The organism is Methylobacterium trifolii (assembly GCF_022179685.1).
Classification (GTDB): Bacteria; Pseudomonadota; Alphaproteobacteria; order Rhizobiales; family Beijerinckiaceae; genus Methylobacterium; species Methylobacterium trifolii.
Map to the genome: position 1 here is coordinate 1 of NZ_BPRB01000114.1, position 16227 is coordinate 16227.

At 67.4% G+C, this 16227-nt stretch carries 15 protein-coding genes; 2 read left to right on the forward strand and 13 right to left on the reverse strand.

What is annotated here, in order from left to right; translation table 11 throughout:
* The 4 genes from COGEMETH_RS10810 to COGEMETH_RS10825 all read right to left on the reverse strand — a co-directional run.
* Positions 1 to 1906, reverse strand: a 1906-nt coding sequence (locus COGEMETH_RS10810; protein WP_238182570.1) for an SdrD B-like domain-containing protein, incomplete at its 3' end; no start/stop codon positions are given.
* 737 nt (positions 1907 to 2643) lie between these two features.
* The gene (locus COGEMETH_RS10815; protein ID WP_238182571.1) at positions 2644 to 3180 is read right to left on the reverse strand and encodes a recombinase family protein; all 537 of its coding nucleotides are present in this window, start codon (positions 3178 to 3180) and stop codon (positions 2644 to 2646) included.
* A 453-nt stretch (positions 3181 to 3633) separates the two neighbouring features.
* Positions 3634 to 4275: a tetratricopeptide repeat protein gene (locus tag COGEMETH_RS10820; RefSeq protein WP_238182572.1), complete on the reverse strand. Its 642-nt coding sequence runs from the start codon at positions 4273 to 4275 to the stop codon at positions 3634 to 3636.
* Positions 4276 to 4350: 75 nt separating this feature from the next.
* Positions 4351 to 4905 (reverse strand): hypothetical protein, encoded by a 555-nt coding sequence (locus tag COGEMETH_RS10825; protein ID WP_238182573.1) that lies wholly within the window; start codon positions 4903 to 4905, stop codon positions 4351 to 4353.
* Between the two features lie 593 nt (positions 4906 to 5498).
* On the opposite strand from COGEMETH_RS10825, the gene COGEMETH_RS10830 reads away from it, so the two are divergent.
* A complete protein-coding gene (locus COGEMETH_RS10830) occupies positions 5499 to 6341 on the forward strand; it encodes a class I SAM-dependent methyltransferase (RefSeq protein ID WP_238182574.1) in 843 nt (280 codons plus the stop codon).
* Positions 6342 to 6877: 536 nt separating this feature from the next.
* Positions 6878 to 7789: a ferritin-like domain-containing protein gene (locus tag COGEMETH_RS10835; protein WP_238182575.1), complete on the forward strand. Its 912-nt coding sequence runs from the start codon at positions 6878 to 6880 to the stop codon at positions 7787 to 7789.
* 125 nt (positions 7790 to 7914) lie between these two features.
* On the opposite strand, the gene COGEMETH_RS10840 is transcribed toward COGEMETH_RS10835, so the two are convergent.
* The 9 genes from COGEMETH_RS10840 to COGEMETH_RS10880 form a co-directional block, all read right to left on the reverse strand.
* Positions 7915 to 9408 (reverse strand): TadE/TadG family type IV pilus assembly protein, encoded by a 1494-nt coding sequence (locus tag COGEMETH_RS10840; protein ID WP_238182576.1) that lies wholly within the window; start codon positions 9406 to 9408, stop codon positions 7915 to 7917.
* A complete protein-coding gene (locus COGEMETH_RS10845) occupies positions 9405 to 10046 on the reverse strand; it encodes a TadE/TadG family type IV pilus assembly protein (RefSeq protein WP_238182577.1) in 642 nt (213 codons plus the stop codon). The genes COGEMETH_RS10840 and COGEMETH_RS10845 overlap by 4 nt, the downstream gene beginning before the upstream one ends.
* Positions 10036 to 10491, reverse strand: a complete 456-nt coding sequence (locus COGEMETH_RS10850) for a TadE/TadG family type IV pilus assembly protein (protein WP_238182578.1) — start codon at positions 10489 to 10491, stop codon at positions 10036 to 10038. Before COGEMETH_RS10850 ends, COGEMETH_RS10845 begins: the two co-directional genes overlap by 11 nt.
* Positions 10488 to 11402: a type II secretion system F family protein gene (locus COGEMETH_RS10855; RefSeq protein ID WP_238182579.1), complete on the reverse strand. Its 915-nt coding sequence runs from the start codon at positions 11400 to 11402 to the stop codon at positions 10488 to 10490. The genes COGEMETH_RS10850 and COGEMETH_RS10855 overlap by 4 nt, the downstream gene beginning before the upstream one ends.
* 3 nt (positions 11403 to 11405) lie before the next feature.
* Positions 11406 to 12341, reverse strand: coding sequence for a type II secretion system F family protein (locus tag COGEMETH_RS10860; protein ID WP_238182580.1), 936 nt, complete (start codon positions 12339 to 12341; stop codon positions 11406 to 11408).
* Positions 12342 to 12380: 39 nt separating this feature from the next.
* Complete coding sequence (locus COGEMETH_RS10865) at positions 12381 to 13694, reverse strand: TadA family conjugal transfer-associated ATPase (protein WP_238182611.1); 1314 nt, start codon at positions 13692 to 13694, stop codon at positions 12381 to 12383.
* A 68-nt stretch (positions 13695 to 13762) separates the two neighbouring features.
* On the reverse strand, positions 13763 to 14947 hold the full coding sequence (locus tag COGEMETH_RS10870; protein WP_238182581.1) for a CpaE/TadZ family protein: 1185 nt from the start codon (positions 14945 to 14947) through the stop codon (positions 13763 to 13765).
* 115 nt (positions 14948 to 15062) lie between these two features.
* Positions 15063 to 16043, reverse strand: coding sequence for a Flp pilus assembly protein CpaB (cpaB, locus tag COGEMETH_RS10875; RefSeq protein WP_238182582.1), 981 nt, complete (start codon positions 16041 to 16043; stop codon positions 15063 to 15065).
* Positions 16040 to 16225, reverse strand: coding sequence for a Flp family type IVb pilin (locus COGEMETH_RS10880; RefSeq protein ID WP_238182583.1), 186 nt, complete (start codon positions 16223 to 16225; stop codon positions 16040 to 16042). Before COGEMETH_RS10880 ends, cpaB begins: the two co-directional genes overlap by 4 nt.
* Positions 16226 to 16227: the final 2 nt, after the last annotated feature.

Here is a 16227-nt window from a genome sequence, read left to right on the forward strand (position 1 = left end):
TGGTGATCGTGCCGACCCCCTGATCGGCCGCGATCGTGGCGTTGGTGGGATCTGTTAGGTTGACGAAGAAGGTCTCCTCGGGCTCGAAGACGGTTTCGCCGCTGACAATTACGGTTACGGTCTGAGAAGTCTGGTTGGGAAGAAATGTCAGCGTGCCGGAAGCGGCGTTGTAGTCTGACCCGGCAGTAGCAGTGTCATCGTTTGTTTCGTAATTGACTGTAACCGTATCTGGACTGGCACTGGAGAGCTCGACTACGAAGTTGTAGCTAGTCGTGCCGGCGTTGCCTTCGTTCTTTGAGATGTCCCCGATCGAGATCCGAGGCAAGATGTCGGCATCTATGGTCACGCTGCTGCTGTTGTTCGCTGCGTTTGCATCGCCCTGATCAACTGCGATGATCGTGGCCGTGTTTGTCAGAGGAGCGTCGGTGGTGACCGTCGTGGTGAGGGTAAGCCTGAGAGGATTGGCGGTCGTAACGGTGCCGACCGTCCACACGCCTGTCACCGGATCGTAGGTGCCTTGCGACGGCGCTGCGCTCACGAATGTCAGACCTGGCGGAAGGAGGTCCCGGACCACCACCCCCGTCCCCGTGCCCGGCCCGTTGTTGGTGAGCAAGAGGGTGAAAATCACATCGTCACCAAGGGGCGGCGTCTGGTCTGAGACTGATGCGACGATGCTCAGGTCAGTTCCACCCACCGCGTAGCCGAAGTTATTGACTTGGCTGAACCTCCCCTCGCCCAGCGTAACGCTCGCTTGGTTCGCGGTTCCCAAACCGTCGGCATCATAGGTCTGTGTTGTACCAAACAGCGGTCCGCCGGCATCGAAATTTGAGGCGGCCAGGCGAACAGTATAAGTTCCGGCAGCGAGATCATTAAAAAGGTAGATACCGTTTGCGTCTGTGTTGGTCGTTCCCACCACAGCACTATTTAGCACCGCTTCGACTCGGACGCCGGCGAGTCCAGTCTCGGAAGGATCCAGTACGCCATTTCTGTTCTGATCCAGCCAGATGGAGCCTCCAAGTCCTCCACGGCGGATGATGAAGTCGCTGGCCGTCAGAGTCGATGAGGTGACGCCGAACAGCGTGATCGTATCTCCATTGCCAAGGTTGACGACAGCATGTCCGTTCCCGTTGTTCGTGGTTGCGGCGAGCGCCTGTGCAGCCGTCAGTCCGTAGGCACTGGAGATCTGTATGTGGTCGAGCCCGTGCTGGAAAAAGTTCGGGAAGAAACTGCCTGATGAAGGGGCGGCGCCGATCGTATCCTGCCCACTGCCCGGCCCATCGAAGCGGAAGGTGTTGCGCCCACGCGTGCCGGTGAAATCGGAACCAAACGTCTGGCCGTCCCCAAACAGGAGATCGTTGCCCGTTCCTCCGTCGATCGTATCATCACCCAGGACGACGGCTTTGCCGACGCTGCGCCCGTCACCGAAAATTGTATCGTTGCCGCCACCGCCATGAAGGTTGTCGGCGCCGCCTTGTCCTGCGGTAAAAACGTTGTATTCGCCGACGATGATCTCGCCAGAACTACCGCCCCAAATCGTATCGTTGCCGAGGCCGCCCTGTAAATTCGTGGCGCCACTATAGCTCGTGCTACCATTGGGGCCGGAAGTCAGGTTCAGAACATCGTTCCCCCCGCCCATGAAGAATTGCTCCATGGACATAAAATTCTGGGCATTGATATCATTGACCGAACCGTAGACGACTCCGTCTCCTGTTCCGGTCCCTCCAAACGTGTCGGTGCCACCCAGGCCGTTGTAGTTGTCGAAGGACCGGTTTCTTCCGGACAGCGAGACCAACTCGCCGGTATACGCGTTAACTGTGACGGCGCCGGCCCACGTTGAATCAGTCTCCATGATATAGTTGTTGTTGCTGGCCGTCCCCGTAAAAAAATCCTTGGTCCCGATGGTCATTGAAACGGCCTCCCAACGTCAGTGTTCGTGCGCTCCGACCACGGGATCGGGGACTTCAGATCCTGGTTGCGAGCTATCTGCCTCATCAGTCACGATAGCCGCCGAACAGGATTGGTCGTTAGGACCATGTTGGCGTCCCTCGGGTCAAGCCAGTGCTGGTTTTACATTTTACGTTATTAGATAACGTTCAGATGGTCTGCCCCTTGGTCGACGCCCCGCCACTATGTCGAAGACCGCGACACCGGCCGCCGAGATGACGCTGCCCCGCCAGGAACAGAGTAACGGCCAAGGGGGCGGCATCGGGGGCCGTCGTCTCGGGCGCATCGGCATCGCGGTACTGATTGTTCCTAAGCAGCTACCACCCAAAAGAGACAGCCGTCCCATTGACATACGTGTCGGCAATCCGATCGATTTTCCGACGTCGCTGCGACACCGTTTGCGCGCCGACACCGGATGGTTCGCTTTTGTCAAGAAAGCGTGTCGATTTTTGAAGTGTCGACAAAACAGTCGTAAGCCGATATCAGCAGCGCTTATCTCGCATCTTCTGCTTCGGTTGGTGCGAGACTGAGAAGAGAACCGGCTGCTTCGGTCAGACACGGTCGCTCGGGGCCAACTAGACTGCCATGACGATGATCTTCCCAATGCCCCAGAGCGGTCGTCAAGCAGTCCTCGGTGTTGGACCGGCCGGACCGGCTGCTTGTCAGATCGCGGCTGGTTGAAGCCCGCTAGATGTTCTCCTACAAGATTCGGTAGACGTGCATCCGCGAACAGCCGAGGGTGGCGGCGATGACGGAAGGCCCATGACCGGCGGCATGTAGGGCCCGGAGCCGTTCACGATCGAGCCGACGCTGCCCGCCGGTGTAGACGCCGACGCCTTTGGCCCGCGCGATGCCCTCACGCTGCCGCTCCTTGATGAAGCGCCGCTCCATCTGCGCCACCATGCCGAGCACGGTGAGTACCACGTGGCCCATCTCACCACGCGTCGAGACATGCGGGTCGAGCACGGTAACCGAGGCTCCCAACTGTTCAGCCTCGTGCACGACGTTGAGGACGTCGCGGGTTTCGCGACCAAGGCGGTCGAGACGGGTGACGACTAGTTCGTCGCCGGGCCGCAGGAACGGGAGGACGGTCGCCAACTCGGCTCGGCCATCCCGGCTGGCGCCGGAGATCTTCTCCGATCGAACGATGGCGCAACCCTCGGCCTTTAGCCGGACAAGCTGGACGTCTAGGTCTTGGTCGATGGTACTGACGCGGGCGTAACCGATGCGTGGCATGTGTCACCTCAGGCTTTACGCCCGAGGCTACCGTGTCACAAATAGTCGATGTCAACCTCGATGTTACGGTTCTGAGTCCGCTTTAAGTTACGTCACGTCAAGGTATACCCTACTGTGACGACATGCTTGTCTCGAGTGTGCGCCCAAAGAGCTTGGCCGTACACCCGGAGGCGGACATTCGTCTTTCGACCCGGCCCGGTCGCTCCTGTGCAACGTCGCAGCTTCTGTAAGCTGACATAGGCATGGCCAAGCAGGCGGCAGGTCGTACCAAATAGACACCACACCACCGCAGCCTGAGCGCGCGATGTGGCATCGGCGGGCGCGGATCGCGTTATTCTCGGGGCTTTAAACGGTCGCATGCACGGAGCAATGTCACTCGCGGGCGACAGTATACACCTACCCGCTCAACCGTACGATCGTCTCAATACCCCTCATGATCATGCCTACTCCGCATCAGAGCGGGACCGCCTTGTTGCCGCGCTCACCCGTGCGCAGCAGCAGCACGTTGTTGCGGATGACCGGATTGGTCGGGTCCAGGGCCAGGGCCCGATCGAACTGGACCAGGGCCCGCCGCTTGTCTCCTCGTAACAGCAGAGAATAGCCGCGGTTGTTCAGGATCGACAACGTCTCGCCCTGGATGCGAATGGCCTGACCGTAGGCCCTGTCGGCGAGTTCGAAGCGGCCGAGATTGTCGTAGGCCGCAGCAAGACCGATCCACGAGGGACCATCGTCCTGGTTGTGTTCCACCGCATCGCGAAAATGTCGCTCGGCCATGCCGTAGTTCCCGGCCGCGAGTTGTTGCCGGCCGAGCCTGTTGGCCTCGTTCGAGGTGAGGATGCCGGTCTCAAAGGCCGGCGGATCGGCGACCTGCACAGGGTCAGTGTTGCCGCCCGTCTGGCAGCCGGACATCATCAGGGCCGCGAGCCCTGCTGAGACGAGGCCGAGCCAGGAGCGACGGATCGTGTGTTTGGCGTGCAGCGCCGTGACTGCGATTTCGTCCCGGGTCCAACCCGCCCGCGGCTTCCGCGCTGCGCCGGAGCACGGATGGGCATCATGCCTCCCCTCGCTGATCGTCGGCGGCGTTCCGTCTGACACGACTTTACCCTTGCCGCGCCCTGAGCCGGCACGTCTCTTCGTCCGGCCGTCGATTCGCAAAATCCCGCCGTTTCATCATTGTCGAAGCGAAGCGCGCGTGCAGGCAGCCAAGAATGCCTGAAACGCAAGCGTGTCGCGCGGCGTCCAGGATAGGGACACCTGAAGCGGCGTCAATGATCCGAAGGCCACAGGCCGGGGGACATCGCGCGACAGGAGGTCGAGGCGCTGCGGACGGTCGAGCAGGAGGCGCGCGAAGGCCAGCACCGGCTCTTCGCCCTGTCCCACCTCGTTGGCCGCGGAGAAGGTGCCAGCCTGACTCGGCTGGACGTGCGCGATTACAAACGGGTCAGCAGGACTGCGCGGAAAAGCACGGATCAGAAGCGACCCGGATGCGGTACCCGCGGCTTGTGGTCGGGCGAAACGGGGCAACCCGATCGTCAGCCGTCGCCGGCGTCCTGCACAGGACAGCACCACGTTTCCGGCCTCACCGCTCGTCTCGCGCGAGAGGGTAGCGCGCAGGATCGTTACGTCGGGCCCGAAATACTCGAGTGTCCAGCCGGTGGAACCGAGGACGAGCGTCGGGTCCGCCGCAGGCTTGGGTGCGGCGCCGATGGCAATGACGGCAGCCAACGTTGCCGCGGCCAGGGGTCTTGCACGCCCACGGTTGACTTCTGTGCGGCGTCCAAGGCCGCCTCCGTGCTGGTGGTCAGGTCCCGCCATCCCCGTCCCGGCCCGGACGTCGCCAGACGCGCCTCTGATACCGTATCTCATAGGCGAAGACCCATGAGATTCGGCGGACGAACGCCGCTCGCGCTCGCTGGCCGACGCGCGGATCACTTGCTTCGGCGACATCGAGGGCATCCATAACCCACAGCGCCTGCATCCGGCGCTCGCCTACCGTCTACGAGCAGGAGACCCGGTCCGGTCCGTTACCCGCCCCCATAATCACCCAGGTCCTCTGACCGTCCACACAACGGGGCAATCCCACGATCTAGCGCCTGTGCAAGCGGATCACCGTTGGCGGATCTATCATCCCCAAATGCCGGCCCCGAACAGCCCCTCGGTTGACTGCCTCGATCCCTCATCGTCGATCGCATCGCGGCCGGCGAAGCGGTGGAGCGCCCGGCCTCGGCCTTCAAGGACATGGTCGCGTCTGCGCTCGATGCCGGCCTCCGCGCAAATACGTGTCACGGAAAGTCCAATCCAATCAACGCCCGACCACCATGTCGAGCAGCATCGCGCTCGTCGCCGATGTCGCCCGAAACCAGACCAACACTGCGCGGCACAGGCGTGGGCCAACATGCCGGACGGCGCCCGCCTCCAGCCCATTGTCATCGGCGCTTCGCGCGTCACCTCACCACGCAACACACGCATCGGGATCAGGACGCATGCTCAGGTCGGACGTGATCAACCAGTTTCTCAAGCTCTACGACGATCCCGATTATCTGGAAGTCGGCGTGGACGAGGGCACCACCTTCTTCGCCGTCGACGCGCCGCGGAAGGTGGCGGTCGATCCGGAGTTCAAGTTCGCCCTGCCGCCCGATCCGGAACGCGCGAAGGGCTGCACGTTCCATCCCGTGCCCAGCGACAGCTACTTCGCCCAGGACCCGGGTCGCCGCTACGATCTGATCTTTCTGGACGGCCTGCACACCTTCGAGCAGATCCTGAAGGATTTCACCAACGCGCTGGCCTGCATCAAGGACGACGGCATCATCATCGTCGACGACGTCATCCCGTCGAGCTATCACGCCTCCTTGCCCGATCTGGCCTTGAGCTTCGAACTGCGCCGCCGCATCGGCCAGCAGGACGGCGACTGGATGGGGGACGTCTACAAGATCGTCTTCCTCATCGAGTCGTACTTCCAGAGCCACTCGTTCGCGACGGTGGCCGAGAACCACGGACAGCTCATCGTGTGGAAGGAACGGCGTCCGGCCGAGAGCCTGCCCGCACGATCGGTCGAGCAGATCGGCCGGCTCGGCTTCTGCGATGCACGGCTCTCGGATGCGTTCAACCTGATGCCGTGCAGCGACATCCTCGCGCGCTGCCGCCGCGCGTACGGGCTGTAGGGCGTCCCCGATACCGTGTCCGCTCGATCGAGGCCGAAATCCGCATCGCGAAACAATCGACCGGATGTCCCATGCGACGCCCTCGCTCCGCCTCGGGACGTCGCGTCTCGCGCGGGCGGACGGGTCCGAGGGCCGTTGCGGGACAAACGTCCTTGCCGATCAAGGGCTTGTTGCGGGTTCGGGACGACACGCGGGATCGTCCGGCATGCCCATGGCAGCCGGACGATCCGCCGCGAATCGGTTCGTCCCCTGGAGAACGTTGGATCGCAGCCCCGATCACAAATATGTGATCGGGGCTGCCGAAACTTTATGCTTGGCCGCAGCGTAGACGTTTTGCAACAGTGTTTCCAAAGCACAGCCGTCAGTTTTACGAATATATTTTCCTATTTAATGGCCTTAGATCAAGGACTCTATCCCTTTTTATCAAGTCGGGACAGTAGACTCTGCCGATAAAGTTAAAATCACTTGTCAGTATGCTGAAAGGCTGTACGGTGCCGCTCGTATGATCGAGTAAGAAGATCACAGAGAGGAACGCTATGACCATCGATCTCGTGCATTTGCCCGATCCGGAGACCGGTAAGACCGTTACGCGCAAGCTCAATCTCGAAGCCGGGCGTCGCGCCTTCCTGCGCAACGTGGGCCTGGGCGTCGCAGGCGCGGCCATCTTCGGGACGGGCGCGGTCCAGGAGGCCGCTGCACAGACCGTGACCGACACCGACATCCTGAACTTCGCCCTCAACCTCGAATATCTCGAAGCCGAGTTCTACCTGCGCGCTGCCACAGGCGCGGGCCTCTCCAATTCCGAGATCGGTGGCGGAACCGGCACACTGGGTCCGGTCGCGGGCGGCCGCCAGGTGACCTTCGCCACCGACGCGATCCGCAACTACGCCTTCGAGATCGCGGCGGAAGAGCGTGCGCACGTGCAGCTCCTGCGCAGCGCCCTCGGCAGCGCCCGCGTCAACCGCCCGGCGATCGACATCAGCAACGCCTTCAACATCGCCGCCTCCTTCGCCGGTCTCGGCAGCACCTTCGACGCCTACGCGAACGAGACCAACTTCCTGCTCGCGGCCTTCATCTTCGAGGACGTCGGCGTCTCGGCCTATCTCGGCGCCGCACCGCTGATCAGCAGCAAGCAGATCCTGGCCGCCGCCGGCGGCCTGCTCGCGGCCGAGGCCTATCACGCCGGCACGATTCGCACGGTGCTCTACAGCCGCGGTCTCTACTCGCAGGCCCAGGCGATCTCCGACGCCCGCGACCGTCTGGACAACTCGAACGACGACGACCAGGGCATCGGCACCGTGACGACCGCCAACACCTCCCTGACCGACCCGGCGACCGGCCTGCCCTACGCCCGCACCACCACCGAGGTTCTGCGGATCGTCTACCTGAACGGCAACGCCCAGCCGACCGGCTTCTTCCCGAACGGCCTGAACGGCACCATCCGCTAGTCGCGCTGGCGGGGCACCCGGAGACCGGGTGCCCCGCATCAACGCGCGATGCACGAGAAAGCCTCCCTGCGATGACCGTCGCAGGGAGGCTTTTTCGTTGCCGGTTCCGTGGAGGGCCGCCGCCCTCAATAGGTCGAGACGAGTTGCACCACGTGGCGCAGCTTGCCGTCGTCGTCGGTGGGTCGGACGAACTGCACGAACTCGGCGAGCGTCAGGCCGAGGTCCGACGGCTCGGTGAGGAAAAACTTCGCCACGTGCCGCGACAGGGACGCGGCATTGGCCGCCGCCGGGAACGCTCCGCAATCGGCGACCGAGAGGTAGAGGATGCGCCGCCGCGCGTCGGTGGCCGGCCGGTTGCCGCCGTAGCAGATCGGCACCGCGTTCTCGCGCTGCCTGGAATACTGGTTTGGGCCGCCGGTCGGCATGGTCGCCCGCGCGGGGCCGAGGCCGCGGGTGTCGACGGGCACCGTCTCGGTGGCGCGGGTCAGCCCGAGTTCGGCGAGGTACAGGTCCCAGCGCGTCGCCGCGTTGCGGAACCGGTCCAGGACGTTTTGCGGCTTATCGTCGTGATTCCAGGCGATGTACTCCTCGAGCGCGTTCGGCAGGCCGAAGCCGATGCCGCCCCGGGCGGGCGCGCTCCGCCAATCGCCGACGCCCTGGTTCCAGAAGCCCCTGAGCGTGAAGCCGGCATAGGCCGAGTCCCGCGGCAGCGGGAACGGCGGGTTGAAGTCGAAGCCCTGGGGGAGCGAGAGGCAGGTGTCGTAGTGCCGGCCCTGGATCACGTTCGGTGCCGGAGCATGGACGGCGAGGTCCGGCGCGAGCGGCGCCCCCGTCCGGTCCACGACGCGGTCGAAGCGGGTGTTCAGGGCCGCATCGAACTCCTGCGGCGCAATGGTCCGGCGCAGGGCCACGCCGTCGGCATAGCAGAAGGCGGGCGCGCCGCTCGCCAAGTCGCGCAGGCTCTGGCGCGGTTCGCTGCGCGACGAGCGGCCGAGCAGGACGATGGAGCCCGCACCCGTGTTGCCGTCCATGCGCAGCAGGTATTGCCGGCCTGGACGCGCGCTCGCCGCGAAGCCCTCCGGGTCGGGCTGGCACAGCACCGCGGGCGTGACGTCGCAGGCGTAGTACTGTGACTCGGCGATGGCCCGGCGCCGGATCGGTTCGGGGCGCGCACCAACGAGTTGAAGGAAGCTCGTGGTGAGCGAGACGGCCGCCGTCGCCACCTCCACGTAGGCGGCTTGGGCGGAGGCGGCATCCGCAAGGCCCGGGCCGGGGCGGCGCAGGTCCGGCAGTTGCGCCGCGAAGCGGAAGGTCAGGCGTGGGCCGGGGACCTGCCCGTCCGCGAGCGTCGGCCGGTTGGCGAGGGCGTAGGCCGCCGCGCGCGCGGCCGGCATGGCGCCGTCCGAGCGGTCGAGGCGGCTTGCCGCGGCCAGCGCCGCCGCGTCGGCCACGGCAGCGGCCTGGGTGTCGAGCGTCATCAGCCGCCCGCCGTCGATGGCGAGCCCGACGAGTCCGAGCAGCGCGGGCAGGCAGACCGCGAAGAAGACGAGCACGAAGCCGTCCTCGTCGCCGGGCAGGCGCGCGGCGCGGGCTCCCACGTGGCGGATGGCGCGGATCATCGCGACAGCAGGTCCTCGCTCGGCCGCTGCGCCTGCGCCTGCAACGGCAGGCTCGCTCCGAACAGGTCGCCGAGGAACAGGGTGGAGTAGCGCATCCCGACCAGGCTCACGGTGACGTCGACGGGCACGGGAAGCGGGCGCCCGACATAGCCGAACCCGTTCGTCCTGTAGCCGACCCGCACGTTCTCGGGGCGCAGGTCCGGCAGGACGGCACGCATGGTCTGGACGATGCCGTCGAGCCGTGCCCGGTCGAGGCCGAAGCGGCAGCCGCCGTCGCAGCGGCAGCCGGCCTCCAGGTCGCAGGCGACCGCGAAGGCGGGACAGGGGCCGGGCCCGGCGCCGGCCGGATAGCAGCGCAGGCCGAGGGGCAGGCCGTCCCACCACGCCTCGCTCCCGGCCGGGTCGAGGCCCGGCCCGACCGCGACGGGATCGCTGACGACGGCGCGGCGAAGGCCGAGCTGGACCGCCTTCTCGGCCCGGCTCTGGGTCCAGAAGTACAGGCTCAGTTCGGTGAGGGCGAAGACGATCAGGAGCAGGATCGGCAGCACCATGGCCGCCTCGACGAGCGCGGCGCCGTCCCGGCAACGCGGGAGGTCGGCGACGCGCCTTCGCGGACGCGCGCGGGGGCTATTCCCCAACACGCACCTCCTGATGGGAGGCCCGGAGCGTCAGCGCCCGGTCCAGCCCGAACCCCGACAGGATCTGAGGCGTGAGGCCGACCTCGGCGCGCAGGCCGACGGTCCCCGGCGACGGGTCGAGCATCGGGACCACCCTGACGCTGTCGGCCGTGAGGCCGCCGCGCGCCGCGATCGCCCCCCGCGCCCGCTCGACGGCCCCGGTCACGCCGGGTGCGCAGCCGTCGCGGCAGGTCGGATCGGGCAGGCGGGCGAGGGTGCGCGCGCCGCTGCGGACCGCCTCGGTCATCGACTGGTAGATGAGGAGCGCCCGGCCGATCTCGAAGCAGGCCCCGACGAGGAGGAGCAGGATCGGGAGGACGAGGGCGAATTCCAGGATCGCCGCGCCCTCGCGGCAGCGGGCGAGCGCCCTGAGCGTCCCCGCATGGCGGGCTACGCACCGTCTCATGGCCGGACCGCGTTCATGATGCGAAGCACGGCCGGCGCGAGGACCGCGATCAGCACCACGGGGAAGATGAACAGCCCCAACGGCAGCGTCAGCTTCGGCGGGAGGGCTGCCGCCTTCTCCTCCGCCCGCGCCATGCGCTTGTCGCGCATCTCGTCGGAGAAGGTGGTCAGCGCCTGGACGATGTCGGTGCCGAGTTCCAGCGTCTGATGAAGCAGGGCGGCAAACGAGCGCGCCTCGGCAAGGCCGAGCCGGTCGGCCAGCGCCTTGAGGGCGTCGCCCGTGCTCTTGCCCGCCCGCATCTCGCCGGACATCAGGGCGAGGTTGGCGCGCAACTCCCAGTCCGCATCGCCGAGTTCGCGCGCGCCCCGGTCGAGGGCCGCCTCCAGGCTCAGCCCGGCGTTGATGCAGATCACCAGCATGTCGATGAAATCGGGGAAGGTGAGCCGGTACTTGCCCTCCAGGGCCCGTTGGCGCCGCGACAGGCTGGCGCGCGGGATGACGATTGCGATGGCCAGCAGCACGAGGGTGAGCACGCCCCGCTCCAACGGGCCGACGGCAGGGAAGGCGACGAACGACAGGGCGAGGCCGCCGAGCGGCAGAACCGCGAGGAGCGCCAGCCGGATCACCGCGTAGGCGGCCACCGCGGACGGCGCGAAGAAACCCGCCCGGATCAGCGCCGCCTGGAGCGTGCGTTGGGCAGCACGGTCGATCCCGAGGCGGGCCGGGTCGATGTCCAGCCAGCCCGGCGCGTCCGCGCTTCCGGGGGCGGCGAGCGGTCCGGCGAGGCCGGCGAAGCGCCGCCGCAGACGGTTGCGATGGGCGAGCGCCTGCGTGCCCGCGTAGACCGCGAGCACCCCGGAGCCGAACACCAGCAGCGTGACCAGGAGGAGCGGACTGACCTGCGCGGGCACGGATCAGACCTTCAGGTTGACGAGGCGGTAGATGACGAGGTTGCCCAGGGTCAGCAGCCCGATGCTCACGCCGAGCACGCTGGATGCGGCGGCACTGCGCCAGAACTCGGCGTAATAGGCCGGGCTGACGAGGTTGATCAGGGCAAACAGTGCGACCGGCAGCACGCTGAGGGCCAGCCCGCTGAAACGCCCTTCCGCCGACAGCGCCCGGACGCGGCGCATCAGGCGGAAGCGCTCGCGCAGCATCCGCGAGAGCCGCGACAGCACCTCCCCGAGGTTGCCGCCGGTCTGCTGGGCGATCGAGACGGAGGCGACGAGAAACTTCAGTTCGGGGTAGCCGACGCGGGCATGAAGGTTGCCGAGCGCCTCCGTGAGGCTGCGGCCGTAGCTGACCTCGTCGACCACGAGGGCGAATTCCGGGCCGGCCGGCTCCGGCATCTCGCGGGCGACGAGGTTGAGGGAGACCGGCAGCGGATGCCCCGCCCGCAAGGAGCGCACGATCACGTCGATCACCTCGGGCAGTTGCTCCCCGAACCGGGCCATGCGCCGGCCGCGCTTGAGCCGCAGCCACAGGAGCAGGCTCAGGCCCGAGCCGGCGGTCGCGGCGGCGAGCCTGAGGGATGCGTTGCCGAGGACGCCGAGCAGGATGAACCAGACCAGGGCGAGCCCGAGCCAGACGAGGGCCAGGGTCGCGCCGGTGAGCCGCGTGCCCGATTGCACGATCAGCCGGTTGAGGCGCGCCGCCAGGGGATTGTCGGCGAAGCGCCCGGCCCGGCGGCGCAGGATGTCGGGGTCTTCGCTCTCACCGCCCTTGAGCTCCTCGACGCGCCGCTGACGCCGGGCGCGGTCCTGCACCAGGCCACCGAAGCCGGCCTGGAACTGCTGGACGGCGAGGAACACCAGCACGAAGACGAGGAGCAGGATCAGCCATTGCTCCATGGCGTCACCTCCACCGACCGGGCTCTGTCACGCCGGGCCTCATAGCGCGGACTTGGGATCGAACAGGGAGGCCGGCAGGTCCACGCCCTGCGCCTTCAGCTCGGTGAGGAAGCGCGGGCGCACGCCGGTGGCGCGATAGCTGCCGAGGATGCCCTGGCGCTCGTCCAGCCCTTCGCGGACGAACTTGTAGATCTCCTGCATCTGGACGACGTCGCCCTCCATGCCGGTCACCTCGGCGAGACTGGTGAGGCGGCGCTTGCCGTCGCTCATGCGTTGCAGCTGCAGCACGATCTGGATACCCGAGGCGATCTGGCTGCGGATCGAGGTCACCGACATCGAGGCCGCCGCCATGCCGATCATCTGCTCGATGCGGGACAGGGCGTCGCGGGGCGTGTTGGCGTGGATCGTGGTCATCGAGCCCTCGTGCCCGGTGTTCATCGCCTGGAGCATGTCGAAGGCCTCCTCCCCGCGGCACTCGCCGAGCACGATGCGGTCCGGCCGCATCCGTAGGGCGTTCTTGAGGAGTTCGCGCTGGCGGATCTCGCCGCGGCCCTCGACGCTCGGGGGCCGCGTCTCCAGACGGGCGACGTGCGGCTGCTGCAATTGCAGCTCGGCCGCGTCCTCGATCGTGATCAGGCGCTCCTTGGCCGAGATGTAGGAGGACAGAGCGTTCAGCATCGTCGTCTTGCCGGAGCCGGTGCCGCCCGAGACGATCAGCGAGATGCGCCCGCGCACCGCCGCCTTGAGCAGTTCGGCCATGGCCGGCCGCAGGGCGCCGAGTTCGATCAGGCGGTCCATCGAGATCGGGCGCTTGGCGAACTTGCGGATCGAGACCAGCGGCCCGTCGACGGCGACCGGGCGGATCGCCACGTTGACGCGCGAGCCGTCGGGCAGGCGCGCATCCACCATCGGCGAGGATTCGTCGACCCGCCGGCCGACCGCGGCGACCATCTTGTTGATGATGCGCAGGAGGTGCGCCTCGTCCTTGAAGCGCACCGGCGCCGGTTCGAGCTGCCCGGCCCGCTCGACGTAGACCGACATGTGCGCGTTGATCAGGATGTCGGTGACGCTCGGGTCCTTGAGCAGCGGTTCGATCGGCCCGAGCCCGACCATCTCGTCGAGCACGTCGGCGGCGAAGACCTCCAGCTCGCGCTGGTTGAGGGGCAGGCGCTCCTGCGAGGCGTACTCGGCCACGAAGCGCCCGACCTGCCGGGCGAGTTCGTCGGGAGAGAGCTTCTCGATCAGGGCGAGGTTGAACTCGTCGATGATCCGCCCGTGCAGCTTGACCTTGGCGTCGATCAGCGAGGCCTTCGGGGCCGCGACGGGCTCGGGCGGCGGCAGCGGTGCCGGCATCGGGCGCTCCACCGCCACGGGGGCGGGCTGCGCGCCGCCGCCGCGCCAGCGGTCGGAGAAGCCCCGGCTCACGCGGCCGCCCCGGTCGCGGCGGCCTGCGGCTCGGTTCCGGCGAGGCGTCCGGTGGCGGCCTCGATCCAGTCGGCCAGCGCCCGGACGTCCCGGCCGATCCGGCTCGACGGCGCCGTCTCGGAGAGCGGCCGGCCGACGTCGGCCGCCTCGTCCACCGCCGCGCCGTCGCGGCGCACGAACAGGCAGCGCTGGCCGTTCAGCACCCGCTCGATCTCGGCACGGCGCGCGACGCGGCCGAGAAGGTCGACCTCCGCCCCGTTCAGGACCGTGGCGATCCGGTTCTCGGGCACACCCATCTCCTTGAGGTAGGCGAGCTTGCCGGTGAGCTTGCGCAGGGCCGGGACGTTGGTGGAGCCGGTCAGCACCACCGCGTCGGACCCCTTGATCAGGCTGTCGGTCCAGGAGAGCCAGTGCTGGGGCAGGTCGAACAGGATCAGTTCGTAGCGCGTGCTGATGCTGTCGATGAAGGCGAAGACGATCTGCGGATCGATCTCCTCGGGACCGATCCGGCGCGCCGGGCTCGCGAATACGTCGAGCCGGTCCGAGTGGCGGCTGGTGAACACCCCGATCAACTGCTCGTCGAGGCGTTCCGGCCGCCCCATCACCTCGCCGATGTCGAAGCGCGGTTCGAGGTCGAGGATGTCGGCCAGCGTCCCCCCCTGGAGGTTGAGGTCGAGCACGGCGATGCGGCCGCCGCCGCGCTTGAGCCGGCCGGCGAGGCAGGACGCGGCCTCGACCACCAGGGTGGTGTTGCCGACGCCGCCCTTGCTCGGGAGGAAGCTCACGATGCGCGCGGTGCGCTCCACCAGGTCGGCGCCGTGCAGGCGGGCGGCGAGGTCGTGCAGCTCCTGCGCCGCGCTTCCCCACTGTATCCACTCGGCCGCGCCGCTGCGCACGAGCTGCTTGTAATCGTCGGGGGCGATGGTGTCGGCGACGTAGACGGTGAAGGCGTGCCCACGCTGCTCCTGGGCGAAGGCCACGACCTCGGCCGCCGTCACCGGCTCCGCCGGCATGTCGCCGACGAGGACGAGGGGGCGGGCGGCCTGGAGGAAGCGCGGGTCGCCGCCCAGGGCCGACAGGCTCGCGACCGAGACGGTCGCTCGCGAGACCGGTTGGGCGATCCCCGCCAGCAGGCGCCTGCACCCGTCCTCGCGGTCGGCCCCGACGATAAAGCACTGCACCGTCGCCACCCCGACTCGACCGATAGGGACCCGCCGGATCGGGCCGATCGACGGACCGGCTCATCTTGCGCGGGACGCGCGCGAGGGCAAGAACCGGTGCGTCGAGAGACCGGGATCAGCGCTCGGATGCGACCGTGTACTGCTCCGTCTTGGAGCCGTTGCGGATCACGTTGACGACGGAACTTGGCGATGCGGGTCTGGCCGCCGGCGCCACGATGGCGGCCGGTAGGGCAGGCGTGCGCATCATCTCGCCGCGGATGCGGGCCTCGGTCTCGGCCAGACGCTGGGCCGCCTGATGCTCGGACTCGGCGCGGGCGGCATCGGCAGCCTGCTTCATGTCCGCAAGCCGTTTTTCCATCTCGGCGAAGCGGTCACGCTCGGACGGGTCCGCCGCACCGAGATCCTGCGCGGTGACCCGCGCGGTCGCCTTGTCGTCGCCGCCGTTGGATTGCCGCAGCACCAGGGAGATGCGGCCGATACCCTGGGCCAGCACGACCCGTTGCGCCTGCTGGGCCGTGAGTTCCAGGGTGACTGCGCGCGCCACCGTGGGCTTGTCCTGCCCTTCCGTCGCCACCTGGTCGACGGCCAACACCTTGGCGTTCTGGAGCAGCATGTCGGCGAAGGCGTTCTGGTCGGCGCCGCCGTTCTCGCCGCGAGTCAGGACGAGGTCCACCCGGTCGCCGGGAAGCACGAAGCCCGCGACGCCGCGGACCTCGTCGACGCGCACCGAGACGGCGCGCATGCCGTCCTCGAGTTGCGTCGACAGGGTGGCGCGCTGGTTGGGCGCGGTGATGCGGGAGGCGAGCACCGGCTCGTTGCGCTGGAGCGTGGCGAGCGCCAGGCGGCGCCCGTCCCGGGTGAGTTCGGCGATCGTGCCGAAGGACCCGTCGAGGGTTTCGCTGGCGTGCCAGGGCACCTCGCGCAGGTTCTCGCGGCCGAGGGCCATCCCCGGCGCGATCCCGGCCTTGGCCACGACGATGGTCCGCGCGCTCTCTTTGCCCGCGCCCATGTCCTGGATCAGACCCCGGACCAGGAACGCGGCCGTCGCCCCGAAGACGAGGGCGACGAGAAGAGAGATGCGCGAACCGAACCTCACTGATCGCAGGCCGCGGTCGGATTGGCGACCTTGCAGCTGATCTTGGCGAACTGGGCGTTGATGCTGGTGCCCGTGGCCGACACGCCGACGATGGCCACCAATGCGACCAGTGCGACGAGCAGGGCATACTCCACCATCGCCGCGCCGTCTTCGTCCTTGGCAAAGCGCCGCAGCCAACTCATCG